At 61.8% G+C, this 20891-nt stretch carries 15 protein-coding genes; 12 read left to right on the top strand and 3 right to left on the bottom strand.

Features of this window, described 5'->3' with window-relative positions:
- Nucleotides 1-5: 5 nt before the first annotated feature.
- On the bottom strand, nucleotides 6-2735 hold the full coding sequence (locus K3146_RS07200; RefSeq protein ID WP_221545599.1) for a TonB-dependent receptor: 2730 nt from the start codon (nucleotides 2733-2735) through the stop codon (nucleotides 6-8).
- 309 nt (nucleotides 2736-3044) lie between these two features.
- Here K3146_RS07200 and K3146_RS07195 point away from each other — a divergent pair, with 309 nt between their 5' ends.
- The 6 genes from K3146_RS07195 (at nucleotide 3045) to K3146_RS07170 (ending at nucleotide 10974) form a co-directional block, all read left to right on the top strand.
- Nucleotides 3045-4079 (top strand): LacI family DNA-binding transcriptional regulator, encoded by a 1035-nt coding sequence (locus K3146_RS07195; protein ID WP_221545598.1) that lies wholly within the window; start codon nucleotides 3045-3047, stop codon nucleotides 4077-4079.
- 97 nt (nucleotides 4080-4176) lie between these two features.
- Complete coding sequence (locus tag K3146_RS07190; protein ID WP_221545597.1) at nucleotides 4177-5709, top strand: MFS transporter; 1533 nt, start codon at nucleotides 4177-4179, stop codon at nucleotides 5707-5709.
- Complete coding sequence (locus K3146_RS07185; RefSeq protein WP_221545596.1) at nucleotides 5702-7096, top strand: alpha-amylase family glycosyl hydrolase; 1395 nt, start codon at nucleotides 5702-5704, stop codon at nucleotides 7094-7096. Before K3146_RS07190 ends, K3146_RS07185 begins: the two co-directional genes overlap by 8 nt.
- Before the next feature lie 37 nt (nucleotides 7097-7133).
- A complete protein-coding gene (gene cysD, locus K3146_RS07180; protein ID WP_282098473.1) occupies nucleotides 7134-8183 on the top strand; it encodes a sulfate adenylyltransferase subunit CysD in 1050 nt (349 codons plus the stop codon).
- Entirely contained in the window at nucleotides 8183-10102 is a 1920-nt protein-coding gene (gene cysN, locus K3146_RS07175) for a sulfate adenylyltransferase subunit CysN (protein ID WP_221545594.1), read from the top strand. Before cysD ends, cysN begins: the two co-directional genes overlap by 1 nt.
- Before the next feature lie 26 nt (nucleotides 10103-10128).
- Entirely contained in the window at nucleotides 10129-10974 is an 846-nt protein-coding gene (locus tag K3146_RS07170) for an FkbM family methyltransferase (RefSeq protein ID WP_221545593.1), read from the top strand.
- A gap of 6 nt (nucleotides 10975-10980) precedes the next feature.
- On the opposite strand, the gene K3146_RS07165 is transcribed toward K3146_RS07170, so the two are convergent.
- Complete coding sequence (locus K3146_RS07165; RefSeq protein ID WP_221545592.1) at nucleotides 10981-12249, bottom strand: acetyl-CoA C-acetyltransferase; 1269 nt, start codon at nucleotides 12247-12249, stop codon at nucleotides 10981-10983.
- Between the two features lie 115 nt (nucleotides 12250-12364).
- Between K3146_RS07165 and K3146_RS07160 the strand changes: the two genes are divergently transcribed.
- Genes K3146_RS07160 through K3146_RS07135 form a run of 6 tightly spaced genes read left to right on the top strand, consistent with a single transcriptional unit; the run spans nucleotide 12365 to nucleotide 19805 of the window.
- Nucleotides 12365-13126 (top strand): crotonase/enoyl-CoA hydratase family protein, encoded by a 762-nt coding sequence (locus tag K3146_RS07160; RefSeq protein ID WP_221545591.1) that lies wholly within the window; start codon nucleotides 12365-12367, stop codon nucleotides 13124-13126.
- Between the two features lies 1 nt (nucleotide 13127).
- Entirely contained in the window at nucleotides 13128-14291 is a 1164-nt protein-coding gene (locus K3146_RS07155; protein ID WP_221545590.1) for an acyl-CoA dehydrogenase family protein, read from the top strand.
- Nucleotides 14292-14342: 51 nt separating this feature from the next.
- Nucleotides 14343-15731 (top strand): O-antigen ligase family protein, encoded by a 1389-nt coding sequence (locus K3146_RS07150; RefSeq protein WP_221545589.1) that lies wholly within the window; start codon nucleotides 14343-14345, stop codon nucleotides 15729-15731.
- Nucleotides 15728-16441: a polysaccharide biosynthesis/export family protein gene (locus tag K3146_RS07145; protein ID WP_221545588.1), complete on the top strand. Its 714-nt coding sequence runs from the start codon at nucleotides 15728-15730 to the stop codon at nucleotides 16439-16441. Before K3146_RS07150 ends, K3146_RS07145 begins: the two co-directional genes overlap by 4 nt.
- Before the next feature lie 17 nt (nucleotides 16442-16458).
- Nucleotides 16459-18642, top strand: coding sequence for a GumC family protein (locus K3146_RS07140; protein ID WP_221545587.1), 2184 nt, complete (start codon nucleotides 16459-16461; stop codon nucleotides 18640-18642).
- The gene (locus tag K3146_RS07135; protein ID WP_221545586.1) at nucleotides 18639-19805 is read left to right on the top strand and encodes a hypothetical protein; all 1167 of its coding nucleotides are present in this window, start codon (nucleotides 18639-18641) and stop codon (nucleotides 19803-19805) included. Before K3146_RS07140 ends, K3146_RS07135 begins: the two co-directional genes overlap by 4 nt.
- Here the strand turns inward: K3146_RS07135 and K3146_RS07130 are convergent.
- Nucleotides 19781-20875: a glycosyltransferase gene (locus K3146_RS07130; RefSeq protein WP_221545585.1), complete on the bottom strand. Its 1095-nt coding sequence runs from the start codon at nucleotides 20873-20875 to the stop codon at nucleotides 19781-19783. The genes K3146_RS07135 and K3146_RS07130 overlap by 25 nt on opposite strands.
- Between the last annotated feature and the right edge of the window lie 16 nt (nucleotides 20876-20891).

The raw sequence follows: 20891 nt of genomic DNA, 5'->3' as shown, positions 1-20891 counted from the left end.
TTGGGTCAGAACTTATAGGTGAAGCCGGCGAGGAAGCGGCGACCGTAGGTCTGATATTTCAGCCATGCATCGTCGATTCCGTTGCCATTGATCTGGGCAACCGTTGCCTGGCGTTCGTCCGTGAGGTTCTGTCCCTGGACGAAGAGCGAAAGGCCTTCGAGAGTTGACCCCTCCGCGAAATCGTAGCCGATTTGCGCATCGAAGACTGTTTCGGCGAGGACCGACTGACGATCGAGGCCGCCGCTAAACAGCGAGAAGTCGCCAAGGAAGTCCGAACGGTAGCGCATGCTGGCACGGGCGCTCAGTCCGCTGCCGCGATCGTAGTAGGCGGTCATGTTGGCCACCCACTTCGAGTAGCCGGGAATGTCGCTCGAGTTGCCGTTGAAATCCTCGGCCTTGGTATCGGTATATGCGACGCCACCAGTCAGGCCGAAGCCATCGAGCGCGGATGAGAAGACTTCGAAGGGAAGCGTCCCTGCGAGCTCGCCGCCCATGATGAAGCCACCCTCGGTGTTGACCGGACCGCTGAAGATTCCGATCGGCGATGACGGGACCTGGCCCGGAGGTGCGGGGAAGACCGAATAGTCGAACGCGGTGTCGTTGGCGCTCGGATCGATATACTGGTCGAGGTTCTTCCAGTAGAGCTGGAGCGCAATGTAACCCTGAGTACCGAAATACTTTTCGAAGCTCATGTCGATTGCGGTCGCCATGTAGGGGCGAAGGGTGGGGTTACCGCCACCACCGGTGTAGATCGGCGGGGTGAAAGCATTGTTCACGCCGAACCCGATGATGTTATTCATCTGCGGCAGACGCGGTCGCATGAACTGGCGTGACGCACCGAAGCGGATCACCACGTCTTCCGGTGCGCGGAAGTTGAGGTTCAGGCTCGGCAGCACCATCCAGTAGTCATCGGTAACGGTCGGGTTGACCGCGCCTTCCGAGGTCACACTGGTGTGCACGGCCTGCACACCGATGTTGCCGGTAAGATCGGTCGTGCCCAGTGCCGCCCCGAAAGTGAGCAAAGCGTAAGGCGTCCAGACGTCCTCGGTTACTTCGTAAGCCTGAGAGTCTCCGAAGGTGTTCGGTACGTAGTCGAGCACTCCTTGCGGGACGAGCAGGCGCGGGTCGTATGAAAGGACCAGTCCAAAGCCACGATCGAGATTTGTCGGCTCGACCAGAATGTCCGCGGGAATGGTCGCGAAATCCGCGCCATTGGGCGGCACCAGTGTCGCCTCCGACTGTGTGAGGCGCTTGGTACGGTACACATGGTCCACGCCCACGATGGCCGACTCGAAGAACCCGCCCAGATCCTTTTCGATTTCTGCACGGATCTGTTTGAGATCGTCGCGGCTCTCACGGATCTTGTCATAGCCGGCCTGGTTGGTTGCGCCCGACCAGCCCTGGACGTCGGTCAGGACGAGGGCAGAGCTGTTGGCATCGAAATCGCTCGTGAAGAGAAGCGCGTTATCCTCGGTCAGCGTATAGCCGAACGTACCGCCATAGCTGCTAACGGGAAGCGGATTGCCACCTCCGTCGGTCGTCGGGAGGTTGCGACCCAAACCTGCGATTGTTTCCAAACGGTCCTGCCAGCGATCGGTGCGCGACCAGCTCACATCGAGCATGGCGCGAAGACCGTTGTCGTTGTCCCATTCCAGATTGCCGCCGACGGAATAGGTGTCGTTTTCCTGGTCGGTTGCGTAGTTCTCGATGATCGGACGGCCGGTCCATGACGCGCTGGTCACGATCGAGGCGCCAGCTGCGACACCGGTCAATTCGCGGCTCGTAAAGCCGGTCACCGTCGAACCGCAGCACAGGATCGGCATTTCAAAGCCCTTCTGATCGAGCTTTTCGTCAAAGCTCGAATAGAAGCCGTCGACGGTCAGCAGGAGCTGGTCGCTCACGCGCGCCTGCACCGTGCCGTTCAGGCCGAGACGTTTGAGCCTGGTGGACTCCTCCCAGGTCTTCACGCCGCTGATCCCGAAGACGCCGGGAGCATACTCGCCATATCCCCAGGCATTCCAGTCACGGATATGGTAGGGCTCGTCGGTGTAGGCTGCCGACAGCGCAACGCCGACATCGTCATTTCCGAATGTGTCGACGAAGGTTCCGAATACCCGGAAGCCCGTGTCCCGACTTCCAGCTACGGCCTTGAGGTCATTGTATACGCCGCGTGCGCCGACGGCGATCACACGCTCGTTCATTTCAAGCGGACGGATTGTGCGGAGATCGATGCTGCCAACGAGGCCGCCTGCCGTCCTGTTCGCCTGTGAAGACTTGTAGACGTCGACGCCCGACAGGATCTCCGAGGGGAATTGGTCGAACTCGACTGCGCGGCTGTCATTGGTCGTCGTTTGCTCGCGACCGTTCAGCGTGGTGGTCGAGAAATCCGGGCCGAAGCCGCGGATCGAGATGATATTGGCGCGGCCGTTGCTGCGCTGCGCGGCGATGCCGGGCAGGCGGGCAATCGATTCACCGATGCTGTTGTCAGGCAGCTTGCCGATATCCTCGGCCTTGACCGATTCGACAATTGTCTCGCTCCGCTTCTTTTCCGCAGTCGCGTTCTGAAGAGCAGCGCGGAAACCGGTGACGACGATGACATCGCTATCCTCTTCGGCTGCTGCTGCGGTGTCCGTTTCGGAATCATCCTGCGCGAATGCCGGTGCGGCGACGCTGCCCAGCGCGACGGCGAATGCCGACATACTGACGGTGGCGGTAAGCTTGCTACGAATAGCCATAAACAGTCCTTCTCCCGAGATTGGTCCGATCCCTCTTTCGGGGCCCCCAGACCATGCAGTCACGCAGGCGTGTCACCTGCTTGTCATCTTGATAGGTCCGGATTTGGCAGCGGCGGAAGACGGTATACGTATACGCAAACTATGCGCAGCGCGGCCTTGGTGCACAAAAACAACAGTGAACGTTCACAACAAGAAACTTTGTGAAAGCCCCCTAATTCGGCGCGATTGCATCGTTGCTCGTTTGCCATGCAAGCCGCGGCTGCCTAGTGTCGGCCCGTAGGGCCGCGAAGCGCCCTTGTGGGGAGAGCTATGGGACGCAAGCCGACCGGACGGCCGACCAGCTTCGATATCGCCTATGCTGCCGGCGTGTCGCAGCCGACCGTCAGCCGCGCGCTTCGCGGCGATCGTTCCGTCAGCGAGAAAACACGGCAAAAGATCGAACAGATCGCCCGCGATCTCAATTACACGGTCGACAAGAATGCCTCTTCGCTGCGTTCGCAACGCTCGAACACGATCGCCTTGCTCTTCTTCGAGGACCCCACGCCCGACGAGACCATGATCAACCCCTTCTTCCTCGCCATGCTGGGGTCGATCACCAAGGCGACGGCGGACGAGGGGCTGGACCTGCTCATTTCCTTCCAGCGCATGGAGGACGACTGGCACGTGCAATACCAGGACAGCCACCGCGCCGATGGCCTGATCCTCCTGGGCTACGGCGACTACACCAAGTATCGCGAGCGGATGGACCAGCTCGCGCGGCAAGGAACGCATTTCGCGCGCTGGGGCTCCGTGTCGAGCGACAGCAGCGGGGTGACGGTCGGTACGGACAATGTGGAAGCAGGCCGGCTGGCGGGCGAACATTTGCTGGACCAAGGCCGGAAACGGATCGCTTTCCTCGGCCACGCGGATGATCACTATCCGGAGTTCAACGGGCGCTATCGCGGCCTCTGCGCGGCCATGCGCAAGGCCGGGATCGAACCTGACGACAGCCTTCAGGTCGATGCTCTCACAACGGAAGAGGAAGGGCGACAGGCGGCAAAGACCTTGCTCGATCGTGGGGCCGAGTTCGACGCAATCTTCGCGGCCAGCGACCTCATTGCGATCGGTGCCATGCGCGCCCTGGCCGATGCCGGGCTAAGCGTCCCGGGTGACGTGGCCGTGGTCGGCTTCGATGATATTCCTTCGGCCAGCATGACCACTCCGCCTCTGACCACCGTGATGCAGGACATTCGGGGGGCGGGGCAGATTCTCGTGGAAACCCTCCTTGCGCAGGTCGAGGGGCGGGACCTTCCGCCGCGCAAACTGCCGGGCAAGCTGATCGTGCGCGGCAGCAGCGTCGCTTAAGCGTATTCGTATACGTAGTGGCCTCGCGCCGCGCTTCGTGCCAGCCATGATGGGAAGGGACCGGGCAAAGACCCGGCCGGGACGAGGATAGAGCATTATGGACGCGACTGCGCGCGAGAAGCCCCGGCAGGGCTTTGCCGGACTTTGGAACATCAGCTTCGGTTTCTTCGGAATCCAGATCGGCTTCGCGCTGCAGAATGCGAATATGAGCCGTGTCTTCCAGACTCTCGGCGCAAGCATGGACGATCTGCCCGCCTTGTGGGTCGCAGCACCGCTCACCGGCCTGATCGTGCAGCCGATTATCGGCCACTTGTCTGACAAGACCTGGAACCGGCTGGGTCGGCGGCGTCCATACTTCCTGACGGGCGCGATTTTCGCGGCACTTTCGCTCTTCGTCATGCCGTTGAGTTCCGCCTTCGCTTATCCGCTTTTCTTTGCAGCGGCCATGCTGTGGGTACTCGATGCCTCGCTCAATGTCTCGATGGAGCCCTTCCGCGCCTTCGTGGGCGACATGCTCAATACCGATCAGCACAGCGCGGGCTATGCCGTGCAGACCGCCTTCATCGGGGCAGGCGCTGTGGTCGGTTCGATCTTCCCCTATTTTCTCGAGCAGCTGGGTGTGAGCAATGTCGCTGCCGATGGCGGCATACCTGACACTGTCAGGTTCAGCTTCTGGTTCGGTGCCTTCGCGCTGTTCACGGCCGTCATGTGGACTATCGTGACGACCAAGGAATATTCGCCGGAAGAGATGGCTTCCTTCGGCGAGGAGGCCGAGGCCGATACTGCGCAACCCATTCGTGCTCTCGCATCGAAGACCTATCTGTCGTGCGGCATATGGATGGCGGCGGGCCTCGCCGTGGTCCTTCTGGTACAGTCATTCCAGCTGCAGAAGGAGATGCTGCTGCTCGGCGCCTTGCTCGCTGTCTACGGGCTGCTCAGCGCCATTGCGATCTCAATGGCGAAGAAAGGCCAGGCGGCCAACATGCTTTCCAGCATCGTCGGCGATTTTTCCGGAATGCCGGAGGTTATGAAGCGCCTCGCGCTCGTCCAGTTCTTCAGCTGGTCCGCGCTATTCATCATGTGGATCAACACGACGCCCGTCGTGACGCAGTATGTCTTCGGCAGCACCGACACGACTAGCGTGGCGTACAACGAGGGTGCGAACTGGGTGAACGTGCTCTTCACCGTCTACAATGGTGTGGCTGCCATTGCCGCGCTGGCTCTGCTCCCCGTGCTTAGCCGTAAGGTGGGTCAGGTGATGACGCATTCGATCTGCCTGACACTGGGTGCGCTGGGGTTCCTGATGTTCTTCTTCGTGCGCGATGCAAACACGCTGCTGCTGGCCGAGGTCGGCATCGGCATCGCCTGGGCGAGCATCCTTGCCATGCCCTATGCCATTCTCGCCTCGAATCTGCCGCAGGCAAAGCTTGGCATCTATATGGGGCTGTTCAACGTCTTCATCGTTGTGCCGCAGTTGCTGGTGGCGACGGTGATGGGCCAGCTAATGCTGTGGCTCTTCCCGGGTGAGCCCGTCTGGACCATGCTGTTCGCCGCCGGAGCCTGGTTGATCGCGGCCTTGACCATGCTGCGTGTAAAGGCGGCCATCCCTCAGGAGGCCGCTCATGCGTAAGCTCGCGCTTGCAGCTACGACAGCCGCCCTCATTCTGACTGGCTGTTCGATTGCCGACGCCAGCGAAGCAGAGACCTGGGAGCCGCAGCCGGTTGTCACGATCGAGCATCCCGAATGGTCGCGCAGCGCGGTGCTTTATCAGATCAATACCCGCCACTTCACCAAAGAGGGGACCTTCAAGGCGGCACAGGAGCAATTGCCGCGCCTCAAGGAATTGGGAGTAGACATTCTCTGGCTGATGCCGATCCATCCGATCGGCGAGCAGAACCGGAAGGGCACGCTGGGCAGCCCCTATTCGGTGCTAGATTATTACGGGGTGAACCCGGAGTTCGGGACCGAAGAAGAATTCCGCGCCTTCGTTGATGCGGCGCATGCTCAGGGCTTCAAGGTCATCCTCGACCTCGTCGCCAACCACACCGCATGGGACCATCCGCTTCGGACAGAACATCCGGACTGGTACGAGAAAACCTGGGACGATAATTTCCGGCCGACGCCCTGGTGGGACTGGTCCGATATCATCGATCTCGACTGGTCGAAGCCCGGCGTGCGCGAACATGTCGGCGGGGCAATGGAATACTGGGTCCGCGAATTCGGCATCGACGGCTACCGCGCCGATGTCGCGGGCTACGTCCCGCTCGATTTCTGGGAAACCGCTCGTGCAAGGCTCGATGCGATCAAGCCAGTCTTTATGCTTGGCGAGGTGCAGCAGACCGCTTTCCATCACAAGGCCTTCGATGCGACCTATGCCTGGGACTGGCACAACACGACCAAGAACGTGGCACAGGGCAAGGGCGATGCCACCAGCTTCTATGGCTACTACGCGGAAAACGAGAGCTTGTGGCCGCGCGAAGCAATGCGGATGACCTACATCGAGAACCACGACAGCAATGCGTGGGAAGGTACGATGGCGGAGAATTACGGCGCTGCCCTCGAAGCGATGACCGCTCTCTCTTTCACCGGCGAGGGCCTGCCGCTGATCCACAACGGGATGGAGGCCTGCAATTCCAAGCGCCTCGAATTCTTCGAGCGAGATCCCATCGACTGGGATCAGGACCCCGAGTGCAACTACGGCGATTTGCTGAAGCGCCTAATCGAGTTCCGCAAGGCAAATCCGGCGCTGGAAAATGGGCAATGGGGCGCGGTGATGCACAAGGTCGAGAACAGCGCGCCCGACCAGCTCCTGGCGTGGGTGCGCCAGGAAGAGGGCAACAAGGTCCTCGGCCTGTTCAACATGAGCGACCAACCCGTATCGGCGACCTTCTCGGACGCCTTGCCCGAAGGTAGCTATGTCGAATTCGCTACCGGCGACGAAACCGCCATCGAACCGGGCGCGACGATCGAATTACCTGCTTGGGGCTACCGGCTGCTCAGCCAGCACCGCCAGTAACCGGGCTATCAGTTTCTAGCCCTACATAGCGTCCACGATGCGGGCGGCCCCTCCCATTGTGCCGCGTGTCAACTTAACCTATCCGGCGAGCGACCTTTCGCTGCTTGCAGGCTGGTGGCATGAACGCCATTTGCCCCTGCGACCAAGCCAGCACGACCCAATCCGAGACGAGACCATAATGTCCCTCACGCACCTGCAACGGCTCGAAGCCGAAAGCATCCACATCATGCGCGAAGTGGTGTCCGAGGCCGAAAAGCCCGTGATGCTCTATTCGATCGGCAAGGATAGCGCGGTGATGCTGCACCTTGCCAAGAAGGCATTCTATCCCTCGCCGCCGCCATTCCCGCTGCTCCATGTCGATACGACGTGGAAATTTCAGGACATGTACGCCTTGCGCGAAAAGAGCGCAGAGGAAGCGGGCATGGAACTGCTGGTCCACCGCAATCCCGAGGCCCAGGAAATGGGCATCAACCCCTTCGATCACGGTCCGCTCCACACCGACATGTGGAAGACGCAAGGCCTGAAGCAGGCGCTCGACAAATATGGTTTCGATGCTGCCTTCGGCGGCGCGCGCCGCGATGAGGAAAAGAGCCGCGCGAAAGAGCGCATCTTCTCCTTCCGCACCGCCAGCCACGGCTGGGACCCGAAGAGCCAGCGGCCCGAATTGTGGAACCTCTACAACGCGCGCAAGAAAAAGGGCGAGAGCATCCGCGTCTTCCCGCTGTCTAACTGGACCGAGCTCGACATCTGGCAGTACATCCACCTCGAGAATATCGAGATCGTACCGCTCTATTATTCCGCCAAGCGTCCGACCTTCGAATTTGAAGGCGGCTTGTTCATGGCGGACGATATCGAGCGGCTCGAAAAGGTCATGGGCCATCGTCCCGAGATCACCGAACGCTCGATCCGCTTCCGCACGCTGGGCTGCTTCCCACTGACAGGCGCCGTCGAAAGCGAGGCGGCTACGCTGCCGGAGATCATCCAGGAAATGTTGCTCACCACGACGTCTGAGAGGCAGGGCCGCGTGATCGACAAGGATTCGGGTGACGCGTCGATGGAGAAGAAAAAGCAGGAGGGTTATTTCTGATGACCGATCCTATCTACAAGACCGACGCTCTCATCGCCGAGGACATCGACGCCTATCTCGAGAAGCACCAGCACAAGACCATGCTGCGCTTCATCACCTGCGGCAGCGTGGATGACGGCAAGTCGACCCTGATCGGCCGCCTGCTTTACGACAGCAAGATGATCTTCGAGGACCAGCTCGAAGCGCTGAGCAACGACAGCAAGAAAGTCGGCACGCAGGGTCAGGAGATCGATTTCGCACTGCTGGTCGATGGCCTCGCTGCCGAGCGCGAGCAGGGCATCACCATCGATGTCGCCTATCGCTTCTTCGCGACCGAAAGCCGCAAGTTCATCGTCGCCGACTGCCCGGGACATGAACAGTACACACGCAACATGGTCACCGGTGCTTCGACCGCGGATCTCGCCTGCATCCTGATCGATGCGCGCAAGGGCGTGCTGGTTCAGACCAAGCGCCACAGCTTCCTGTGCCACCAGCTTGGCATCAAGAATCTCGTGCTGGCCGTCAACAAGATGGACCTGATCGACTATGATCAGGCGAAGTATGACGCCATCATCGCGGATTATCAGGCTTTCGCCGAAAGCATTGGCATCGAGAGCTTTACAGCCATCCCGATCTCGGGCCTCGCCGGCGATAATATCACCACGAAGTCGGATAACACCGCATGGTATGGCGGCCCGACGCTGATGGAGCATCTCGAAGCGGTCGAGGTGCGGAGCGAGGTCAATCTTCACAAGCCCTTCCGCATGCCGGTCCAGTGGGTGAATCGCCCGAATCTCGATTTCCGCGGATTCTCCGGTCAAATTGCCACTGGCAGCGTGAAGCCCGGCGACAGCGTCCGCTCGCTTCCGTCGGGCAAGACCAGCACGGTCAAGTCCATCGTGACTTTCGACGGAGATCTAGAAGAAGGTGTCGCCGGACAGTCTGTCACCATCACGCTAGAGGACGAGATCGACTGCTCGCGCGGCGATGTTCTTGCCACGGCAGACGCTCCGCCTGAGGTCGCCGACCAGTTCGAGAGCACTCTCGTCTGGATGGATGAAGAGCCACTGGTCGTTGGTCGCGCCTACTGGATGAAGATCGGCACCCAGATGGTCAGCGTCACCGTTGCCGAGCCCAAGTATGAGATCAACATCAATGACCCATCGGGCGAGGGATCACACCTTGCGGTCAAGACGCTGGATCTGAATGCCATCGGCGTCGCGGAGATCACGACCGACAAGCAGATCGTGTTCGAGGCCTATGCCGACAACCGCGCGCTGGGCGGGTTCATCCTGATCGACAAGATCAGCAACCGCACGGTCGGTGCCGGCATGCTCCACTTCAGCCTGCGCCGGGCGCAGAACGTGCACTGGCAGGCGGTCGACATCACGCGTGACGATCACGCAGCGATGAAGAACCAGCGCCCGCGTGTCCTGTGGTTCACCGGCTTGTCGGGGTCGGGCAAGTCGACGATCGCCAATGAAGTCGAGAAGAAGCTGGCGATGATGAACCGCCACACCTTCCTGCTCGACGGCGACAACGTCCGTCACGGTCTCAACAAGGACCTTGGCTTCACCGAAAGCGACCGGATCGAGAATATCCGCCGCATCGGCGAAGTCGCCAAGCTGATGACCGACGCCGGCCTGATCGTGCTGACTGCATTTATCAGCCCTTTCCGCGCAGACCGCCAGCTCGTGCGCGACATGATGGGCGAGGGCGAGTTTATCGAGATCCACGTCGACACGCCGCTCGAAGTGGCCGAAGCGCGCGACGTTAAGGGACTCTACAAGAAAGCTCGCGAGGGCAAGCTCAAGAACTTCACCGGCATCGACAGCCCTTACGAGGAGCCCGCTTCACCTGAAATCCGGGTCAACACCGTTGCCATGAGCCCCGAAGAAGCAGCAAACTACATTATCGAGCAAATTCTACCGCTTAAATAGGTCACGCTCGGTAAGCGAAGGATTCCTTGGGACGTCGCAAACTTGTACTCGATTTCGGTATGCATGAGGGAGAAGACACGCGCTTCTTCCTTGATGCAGGTGCCGATGTCGTCGCGTTCGAGGCCAATGAGGAATTGGTCAAGCGTAATCGGCGTCGTTTTCGACGCGAGATCGAGCGTGGGCAGCTGAGGATCGTCTTCGGCGCAATCGTCGAACGCAGCAGCTCCGGCGAAACCGTTCCGTTCTTCATCAATGACGACAAATCGGTTTTCAGCACTGCGAAACCCGAATGGGACGAGCGAAATCGGTTGCAGGGCTTTCACTCGCATCGGACCGAGGTTCCGGCGATACATCTCGACGAGATACTTCCCGACCTGAAAAGGCCCTTCGCAGCCAAGATCGATATTGAGGGAGCCGACAGGCTTGTTATCGGCGAAATCGCGAGGGCGGATTGGACGCCGGACTATATCTCCATCGAAAGCGAAAAAGCGTCGTTCGAACGTCTTCAACAAGAGATTCAAACGCTGTACGACATGGGCTATCGGCAGTTTGCGGCAGTTCAGCAGGCGACCATTCCGAAGCGACTGGTTTCGGGCAGGCGGCTCGATTCCGGCGCGCGATTCCAACATCGGTTCCGCAATCACGCCTCAGGGCCGTTCGGTCCGTTCCTCGCCGAGGAAGTCTGGAAAACGGCGGACGAGGTAATTCATGACTACCGCGCCATCTTTCGACGCTATCGGCGATTTGGTGACCTAAGCTATCTCATGCAGCATCGGCTGACGCGACTGCCGACGCGTCTGGCGAACTGGATGTCGATCCGTGTTTTCGGCCAGCCCTTCTGTGGCTGGTACGATACACACGCCCGCCTGTAGCGCGGTTCAGTCCACGAAATCGTCGACCCGCTCGATAACAATCGCAGGGGCCATGCCGCCCGCCGCACACATGGTGACGAGGCCGTAGCGCTTGTCCTGCCTTTCAAGTTCGTCGACCATCGTGCCGATCAGGATCGATCCGGTCGCCCCGATCGGGTGGCCGAGCGCAATCGAGCCGCCATTCACGTTGACCTTGTCCCAATCGAGTTCGAGGTCGCGGACGAACTTGGCAGCCACAACCGCAAAGGCCTCGTTGATCTCATAAAGGTCGATATCGTCCTTGGTCAGGCCAGCCTTCTCCAGCACTTTCTTCGCTGCGGGGACGGGCGCGTTGAGCATCAGCGTGGGATCATCGCCCATGTTGGCCGTGGCGACGATCCTCGCCCGGGGTTTGAGACCATGCTCCCTCGCGTAGTCCTTGCTGGCCACCAGCACAGCGGCTGCACCATCGACCACGCCCGAGCTGTTGCCGGCATGGTGGAAGTGCTGAATTTCGAGATCCGGATATTTCGCGTTCACGAGTCCGGCGAATGTGGTGCCGTTCTTGTCGAGCGGGACATTGGCGATCTTGGAGAAGGCGGGTTCGAGCTGGGCGAGGCCCTCACGCGTGGTCTGCGGGCGCGGATATTCCTCCCGGTCCAGCACAACGTTTCCATCGTCATCCACCACTGGCACCACCGACTTGTCGAAGCGGCCTTCCTCGATCGCCTGTGCTGCGCGCCGCTGACTACGATAGCCGACCTCGTCCAACTCTTCGCGGGTGAAGCCTTCCATCGTGGCGATCGCATCGCCGCACACGCCCTGGTGGCTCTGCGGATGGCTGCGCATCAGGCGCTCGTTGTAACTGCCCATCATCGGCGGGCGCAGGCCGGCCGCCATCTTGTCCTTCGACATCTGTGCGGTGAGGCTCATCATCTCGGTACCGCCTGCAACCACGCAGTCTTCCATGCCGCTCATCACCTGCGCTGCTGCGAGCGCAACCGAGGTGATGCCGCCGCCGCAGAACCGGTCGAGCGTCGTACCCGAAGAGGTGATGTCATAGCCCGCGTCGAGCGCGGCCATGCGGCCCATGTCGCCCGCCTGCATCCCGTCCTGCGTGCTGACCGACCAGATGACATCGTCCACCGTGCTGGTGTCGAGGTTGTTGCGGTCCTTGATCGCCTTGAGACACGTTGCTGCCAGATGCTGCGGATGCATGGCAGCCAGCGCGCCCTTGCCCTGCTTGCCGATCCCGCGCGGGGTGCGGACGGCATCGATGATATAGGCTTCGGACATGGCGTGTTCCTCTCTCGACTTATCGAATCTTGCGGCGATTGCCGGTTGACGTTTGCGTAAACCTCCCGCAGCAAGGGCGCAAGAACAGTTTCAGAATGAAATGGAGAGTGAGAGCATGTCGGAAGAAGTCCTGACCGAAGTGGACAACGGCGTCCTGACCGTCACGATCAACCGTCCCGAAGCGAAGAACGCTATGACCAAGGCGGCGGCCGAGGGCATTGCCGAGGCCATGGACCGGCTGGATGCGGATGACAGTCTGCGCGTCGGCATCCTGACGGGTGCGGGCGGCACATTCTGCTCGGGAATGGACCTCAAAGGCTTCCTGCGCGGCGAATCGCCGAGCATCGAAGGCCGCGGTTTCGGCGGGATCGTCCAGAAGCCGCCGGTGAAGCCGTTGATCGCAGCGGTCGAGGGCTATGCGCTGGCCGGCGGTCTAGAACTGATGATCGCTTGCGATCTCGTGGTGGCCAACAAGGATGCGCAATTCGGCATTCCCGAAGCCAAACGCGGCCTTGTCGCTGCCGCAGGCGGGGTGATGATGCTGCCCGACCAGATTCCCGAGCGCATTGCCATGGAGCTGGCTCTCACAGGTGACTTCATCAGCGCGGACCGGGCCTACGAACTCGGCCTCATCAACCGTGTGGTCGATGGATCGGCGATTATCGGCGCACGCGAACTCGCCGACCGGATCGTTGCCAACGGGCCTCTGGCTGTCCGGGTTTCCAAGCAGATCATCAAGGAATCGCGCGGCTGGCCGATGGACGAACGCTATACGCGTCAGGCCCAGCTGATTGCTCCGGTATTCGTATCCGAAGACGCGCGTGAAGGGGCGGCTGCCTTTGCGGAGAAGCGCGTTCCGAACTGGAAGGGGAAGTAATATGGCCGTTATCGACGTACCCCAGCCAGCCTTCATGGACGACGAGGAGATTTCGATTTTCGCCGATGCCGTGGGCAAGTTCTACCAGCAGCATGCCCCCGAGAAACGTGTCCTGAAGTGGCGTGAAGAGGGCCAGGTCGAGCGCGATTTCTGGCGCGAGGCGGGCGAGGCGGGCCTGCTCGGCACATCGGTGCCCGAGGAATACGGCGGCCACGGCGGCGATTTCCGGCACGAGATGGTCGTCATCGACCAGCAGGCCAAGCACGGCGTCGAAGGCTTCGCCGCCAGCCTGCATAACACGGTGATCCTGCCGTATCTGGTGCGTCACGGGACCGAAGAGCAGAAGAAGAAATACCTGCCCAAGCTCGTGACCGGCGAACTCGTCAGCGCAATTGCGATGACCGAACCGGGCGTAGGCTCCGACCTCCAGAGCATTACCACCACAGCGCTTAAGGACGGCAATGGCTACCGCATAAACGGCGCCAAGACCTATATCTCCAACGGCCAGACCGCCGACTTCATCATCGTCGTCGCCAAGACCGACCCGAACGAGCGTGCGAAGGGCATTTCGCTCATGCTGCTCGAGACGGAAGGTGCCGAAGGCTTCCAGCGGGGCAAGAAGCTAGACAAGATCGGGCTCGACGCGGCGGACACCTCGGAGCTGTTCTTCGACGATGTCTTCGTCCCGGCTGAAAACGTGCTTGGCGGGGAAGAGGGCAAGGGTTTCTACCAGCTCATGGGCGAGCTCCCGCAGGAGCGCCTGATCATCGCCATGGGCGCGATGACCGGAATCGAGAAAGCGCTCGAGACGACGATGGAATACGTCAAGAGCCGCAAGGCCTTCGGCAAGACCATCTGGGACTTCCAGAACACCCAATTCGTGATGGCCGATCTGAAGGCACGGGCGACCGCGGCACGCATTTTCGTCAACGATTGCATCGCCAGGCACCTCAAGCGTGAACTCAGTGTCGATACGGCTTGCATGGCCAAATACTGGGTCACCGAATTGCAGGGCGAGGTGGTCGACAAATGCCTCCAGTTCCACGGCGGCGCGGGTTTCATCAACGACTACCCGATCGCGCGCATGTATCGCGACAGCCGCGTAACGCGCATTTTCGGCGGGTCGAACGAAGTCATGAAGATGGTGATTGCGCGCTCGATGTAGTTTTCCGCGCTCCCCTTGGCCGTTAGGGTCGCCGCGAGAAGCAGAAGGGGAGTGGGAAGGCTGCAATCCCGCAGGTTTCAGGGCGTAACTCGCCGCGGCAAGGTCCTTGCCGGGTTCCTCGCCGTGGCAATGGTGCTGGGCGGAGGCGGCTCTCCGAGTCCCGAAACCGAGATACTGCTCCAGATATGTTTTGCCGGCGCTGTCTTGTTCTGGATATGGTGGGCGTCTGGCGACGGGTTCGATGGTTCCGGCATCCCGCGACCCTTGGTCATCGCGGGTGCGGTGATCCTTGCCATCCCGCTCCTGCAGCTCGTGCCGCTACCGCCTGCCATCTGGCAGGCGCTTCCGGGAAGAGAGCCGGAGCTCCAGGCGCTCCGTCTCGTGGGAGAACAGGACAGCTGGCGGGCGCTGTCTGTCAGTCCGCACCTTACCCTGGCGGCCCTTCTGGCGATGATACCTGCGGTCGGTGCCTTCTGGGCTGCATCGACCCTGACGCAGCCGGACCGACGCTTCTTGCTTGTCGTGATCTGGATAGTTGCGTTGGCCGGGGCCGCCCTCGGTGTGGTCCAGATGGCAGGCGGCCCGGATGCTTTCCGCCTCTATGAGAAGACCCACCTGGGCTGGCTCACCGCCTTCCACGCCAATCGCAATGCCGCAGCCGACGTGTTGCTGATCGGCATGCTTGCGCTGAGCGGATGGTTCGCCGGGATCGGCGCAGGTCCGCAATCGGCGAGGCAACGGGTGATCCTGTTTGCAGCCGGACAGTTCATCCTGCTTGCAGCGGTGGTGATGACCGGATCGCGCGCAGGTATCGCCCTGTTATTGCTAACCCTCCCGCTCCATTGGTTGTTGCTGAGACCCAAAGGCCTCGATCTCAAGGGCAAATTCCTTGCCGCTGGGGCGATCGCCGTAGCCTTGGCCATGGTGATCCTACCCATCGCGCTCTCGGGCAACACCCGCCTATCGCAGGTCGCCAGCCGTTTCGATGCGAGTAGCGATGCACGCTTCCCCCTGTGGCAGGATAGCTGGGATGCCGTGACGGCGTTCTGGCCCGCGGGCAGCGGGATCGGCACGTTCATGCAGGCCTTTGCCCCATATGAAAGCATCGAGCATCTCGACCAGTTCTTCCCCAATCGGGCACATAACGACTATCTGGAATTCCTTCTGGAAGGCGGGGTTATGGCGCCGGTTCTTCTCGCCATAGCCGTCGTCATGCTGTTTCAAGTGCTCCGCAGGATCGTGGCAGCTGGCGCCAGCCAACAGCCAGTGGAATTGGTCGGGGTTGGAATCCTCGCGATCATTGCGCTTCACTCTATCGTCGATTATCCGCTGAGGAACATGGCAATAGCCTGTCTCGCTGGGGTTGCGGCAGGATTGCTTCCGATAGGGTCGCCCGAGCGCACAACAAGCGCCGGCAAGGGACGGGAAGGCGAAACATGATCGAGGTGTCGAAAGGGACGGCCATCGCGCGTCTGACGCTTCTCGCAAGCTTCGCCTTGCTGGCAGGTTGCCAGCGGGGCATCGAACCGGTGATGCCCGCGGGGCAGGCAGGTTACGATGCCGTTTCCATCGACCCCGACGAAACCATTCCGCTTCGTTATACTCTTGCGCCGGGGGACCGGATTGCCGTGCGCGTTTATGGCGAAACCGAGCTTTCCGTACCCGAGATCGTGCTCGACAATGCCGGGGTGGTCAGCCTCCCCTTGATCGGCGATGTCCGCGCGATCGGGAGCACGGCGACCGAGTTCGCCCGCCAGATCGAAGCTGCATATGCCGCCGAGTTCCTGCGCGATCCGCAGGTGACCGTAATCGTCCTGGAAAGCCGCCAACTGACCATTGCAGTCGAGGGTGAAGTCGAGCAGCCCGGAGTTTATCCCTTCAAGGATGGACAGACCCTGCTCTCTGCCCTTGCCGTGGCGCGCAGCCCCACCGAGTCAGCCAAGCTCGATGAAATAATCATCTTCAGGACCGTCGGCGAACAGAAGCTGGCCGGCCGGTTCGATTTGCGAGACATCAGGGGCGGCCGGTCGCCCGATGTGGCTCTAGTTCCGGGTGACATCGTGGTGGTCGGTTTCTCTTCAAGCCGGGCGGCATTCCTCGACGTGGTTCGGGTCCTTCCGATCGTCGGCTTCTTCAGGCCGATCAACTGATGGATACGAGCGCGAGCATGACCTCCATCCCGCATTCGGCGACTTCACACGCCTTTGCCACGGAAAGCGCCATCGGCGCTGCGATCCGCAAGGTCCTCTCGGCGATCCGCCGCAACTTCTGGCTGGCTGTCGCGATCATCGGAGCGGCGGTTGCGCTCGCGTTGGTCGCGACCATGCTGGATACGCCGCGCTTCACGGCAGTCTCGACGGTGCAGATCAACAACCAGAGCGACGAAGTCCTGGGAGCGGATTTCGAGACCCAGATCGCCCCTCCGTCCGACTGGGATACCGAACGTTTCCTCAATACCCAGCTCGACGTGCTGCGCAGTCGCGCGTTGGCGGAGCGCGTGCTCGATGCGCTGGATCTGGCCGCAGATGACCGCTTCTTCGCGGCCATGGAGATTCCGGCAGAGGCGCTCGCCGATCCAGAGGTCGACCGGCGCAAATGGGCAATCAGCCTGTTGCAGGACAATCTCGAAGTCGACCTTCGCCGCACGACCCGGATCGCCCTGATCGGCTACACCAGCATCGATCCCGAGATGTCCTCGCGGGTTGCCAATGCGTTTGCTGAAGAGTTCATCCAGCAGTCGCTGCAACGTCGTTTCGACAGTTCCGCCTATGCCCGCAATTTCGTCGCCGAACAGCTCGACGAGGCGCGGCGCGACCTGCAGGAAACAGAGGAAACGCTGAATGAATACGCGCGGCAGGTAGGGCTGCTGCGCACGCGCGATGCGATCTCCCCGACCGGGGAACAGCTTGCGGCCGGCACCATCACTTCTTCGAGCCTGTTGCAGTATAACGAAGCTTCAATCCGGGCGCGCGAGGCGAGGATTGCCGCGCAATCACGATGGGACGCGGTGCGTAATAGCGCGCTGCTGTCCTCGCAGCAGGTTCTCTCGAACCCCACGATCCAGAGCCTGATGACGCGCCGCGCCGACCTCGAGAGCCAGCTGGAGGCGGCACGCGATCGCTATCTTCCGGGGCACCCTGCAATTACCCGCCTGGAAGCAGACGTTTCCGGCGTGAACAGCCAGCTCACCCGCACCGCCAGCGATGTGCGCGAATCCATCCGCGCCGAGTACCAGGCAGCTGCAGCGGCCGAACAGCGGCTCGACAGCCAGCTTCGCAGGGCACGTAACGCTACGCTGGCCGAACAGGCGCAATCGGTGCGTTACAATGTGCTCGCGCGCGAAGCCGATACCGCGCGCTCGATCTATGACGGGCTGCTGCAACGCTATCGCGAGTTGAATGCTTCGGCGGGTATCACCTCGAGCAATATCCTCATCGTGGACCGGGCCGACGTGCCGAGCACGCAATCCTCGCCCAGCCTGACTCGCAATCTCGCGATCGGGTTGCTGATCGGCTTTGCTCTTGCAGGCCTCGCCATATTCCTGCGTGATCAACTCGACGATGTAATTCACATTCCCGAGGACATCGAGGACAAGCTCGCGCTGCCGCTCCTTGGTGTGATTCCTGAAGCTGAGGAAGGCGATCCGGTCGCGGAGCTCGAGAACCCCAAGTCGACCGTCACCGAGGCTTACAATTCGATGCGCGGCGCGATGCTGTATTCGACACCGCAAGGTCTGCCCGGGCTAATTGCCGTGACCAGCGCACAGGCATCGGAAGGCAAGAGCACGACGAGTATCGCCATGGCTGCCGGCTTTGCCCGGATCGGCCTGTCGCCGCTTCTGATCGATGCCGATCTGCGCCGTTCTTCGCTGCATCGCACGCTTGGCGTTGAGGGAGCGAGGGGGCTTACGGATCTACTTACCTCGCAAGACGATCCGCTGGCCGTGCCGGTCGAGGTCGGGTCGGAAGAGGCGCGTTTCGACCTTCTTGCTGCGGGTCCGCTCCCGCCAAGCCCGACCGAGCTCATCGCCTCGCCGCGCATGGCGCAGCTGCTGGAAGTCTACGCCGGCAAGTACGATGTCGTCATCATCGACAGCCCGCCGGTCCTGGGGCTTGCCGACGCGCCCATGATGGCGGCGATTGCCGATGGTACGGTTTTCGTGATTGAGGCAGAACGTGGGCGCAGCGGCTCGCTCAAGGCCGCGCTGCGGCGACTGCGCACGATGGACCCCCACATCCTTGGCGCCGTTCTCGCCAAGTTCGACCCGGCGAAATCGGGCAACAGTTATTCGCAATATGCGGGCGGCAATTACTACTCCTACTCCGCCATCGAACCCGGTCTCCAGACATGACCGGCCGAGGGCGGCTCGTCGGGTCGCTGCTCGCCCTGGCCTTTGTAATTCTTGCGCTGTTTTCGGGGCTCGACCGCATGAGCCAGTCGCAACCCGGCGTGGCAAGGCTTGTACCGCCCCCGTTTCGTGCAGAGGCGGCACTCGCCGAAACCAGCGCAGCTATCGCGCGCGGCGATGGTGAACTGGCCACACTTTTAGCGGCAGAGGCAATCGCGTCGAGCCCGCTTGATCCGCGTGGGTCAAGCCTGTGGGCGGCAGCAAGGCTGGCCGCGGGGGATCGGGAAGCGGCAATCGCGGGTTTCGGGGTGGCCGACGGATCTGGCCTGCGTTCCCCGCTGGTGCAGGCCTATTTCTTCGACAGGGCTCTTGCAGCCGGAGAGGTGGCAGAGGCAGGCGAACGGCTCGATATCCTGCTGCGTGTTCACCCTTCGCTGGTGCGGCAGGGATATTTCTTCGCTGCGCTCGAAGCCAGCGATACGGGGCGCACCGAACTCGCCCGCCGGCTGCTGGAAGCACCCTCCTGGTCCGCAGCCTATTTGTCCGCCTGGGAGGCGGGGGACGATGTCTTGCGAGCACGCGCCGCTTTCCTCTCGCGCGGCGAGGGAGGTGTCGAGCTGGGATGCGGGCGGATCGAACCGATGATGCGCGAGCTGGCACGCCGCAACTTCCGCGCCGAGGCGCAGCGACTGGCGCAGGTGCAATGCCCCGACCGGACGACGGCGCAGGCGATTGCCGATCCCGGTTTCGATGCCGTGAATGGGGAGAACGCTTTCGGCTGGCAGCGGCATGGCAGCGGAGATGTTCGCGTTACTTCCATCGGCGACGGAGACCGGCAAGTCGAATTGCAGAACCGGTCTGGCGTGACGCGGCTGGTTCTCTCGCAGTCGGTCGCGCTCGAGGAAGGCGAGTACCGCGTGTTCGCCAGCGTCTCGGGCCGTGGCAGCGAGGGCGTGGTGGCCTCGCTCGACTGCGGCGAGGCGCGGCGTCCGGCGCGCAGCGGTGGCTCGCTTGGCCGCGGCCAATTGTTGCGCGCTCGAGGTTGTGACAACGCGGTCCTGGGCATCTGGCTTCGGCCCGGCAGCGGCGTCGTCCGGCTGGACGCCATGCGGATCGAGCGGGTCGGCGATCCGGGAGTCGGTCAGCCTTCGAGCAGCGCCGAATAAAGCCGCTCCCATTTCCCGGCGACTTCCCCGGGCGAAAAGGGCCCTGCTGCGAGCTGGCGGGCAGCGGCAGAGCGTCGCTGCCAATCCCCCTCGCTCACCGACAAGGCGTTCACCAGCGCATCGCGGATTGAGCCAGCATCGGTCCCGCATTCGATGGCTGCACCTGCTTCGAAGCCTTCCGGAAGGTGGCAATGCCTGGTCATGATTGAGGGTACGCCCGCGCTCCATGCTTCGAGAATCGCCATCGGCAGCCCTTCGCTCAGCGAGGGGAGGACGACGAACCGCGCAAGATCGAGCAGCGCCGCCTTTTGCGAACCGAAGGCCGTGCCGACGAATTCGATCCCGGCCTCGCGATGCTTGCGCATGGCCTGCTCGAGTGCGGCAACTCCGGTATCGTCGCCCCAGCCGGCAATTGTCAGCGTTGCGTCCTCCGGCAGCTGGGGCTTTGCGGCGACCCAGCCTTCGACAAGGGCGGCGATGTTCTTCTTCTCGTGGATTCGGCCGATGTAGAGCACGCTCGCCATGCGCGGCAGGTCGTCGGGGGAACCGAACGGCGGCGCCGGATTGGGAATGACCGCCACACGCGCGCCGCCGGTTTCCTCTCCGATATCCTGCGCCTCGGCCTCGGTCAGAGCATGGAAGGCTGTTGCCGAGCGCCACGCCTGCCGCTCCCACACCCACCGGGCGAGATGTTTCTTCCATGCATTGCGGCCGGTGATCCAGGGGTCGAGCATGCCATGAGGGCTGATGACCAGCGGCTTGCCGGTGCCATCGGCCCAGTCTCCGGCAACATGACTCGGATATTGCCAGATCCCGTGCAGGTGGAGCAGGTCGAGTTCGGCGCCGCCCAGCGCTTCGTTGAGGTCGGGCGCGAAGGCCAGAGCCGCAGGCCCCGATCTGTCGACCAGCCTGCTCTCGATCCCTTCCAGCCGCCAGGCGTCGGCTTCGCTGTCTTCGTCACGGATTCCAAGGACTAGCGGGACCGCACCGAGGGCGCGAAGCATGTCGGCCTGCGCGACAACAGCCTCGAATACGCCGCCATTGCGGCGCGAAACCCACGAGGAGAGCAAGCCGATCTGCTTGCCT

Origin of the sequence: Qipengyuania vesicularis (assembly GCF_019711415.1) — a bacterium.
Classification (GTDB): domain Bacteria; phylum Pseudomonadota; class Alphaproteobacteria; order Sphingomonadales; family Sphingomonadaceae; genus Qipengyuania; species Qipengyuania vesicularis.
Note: the sequence above shows the minus strand (reverse complement) of the source record. Positions and strands in the feature narration are given on the sequence as shown.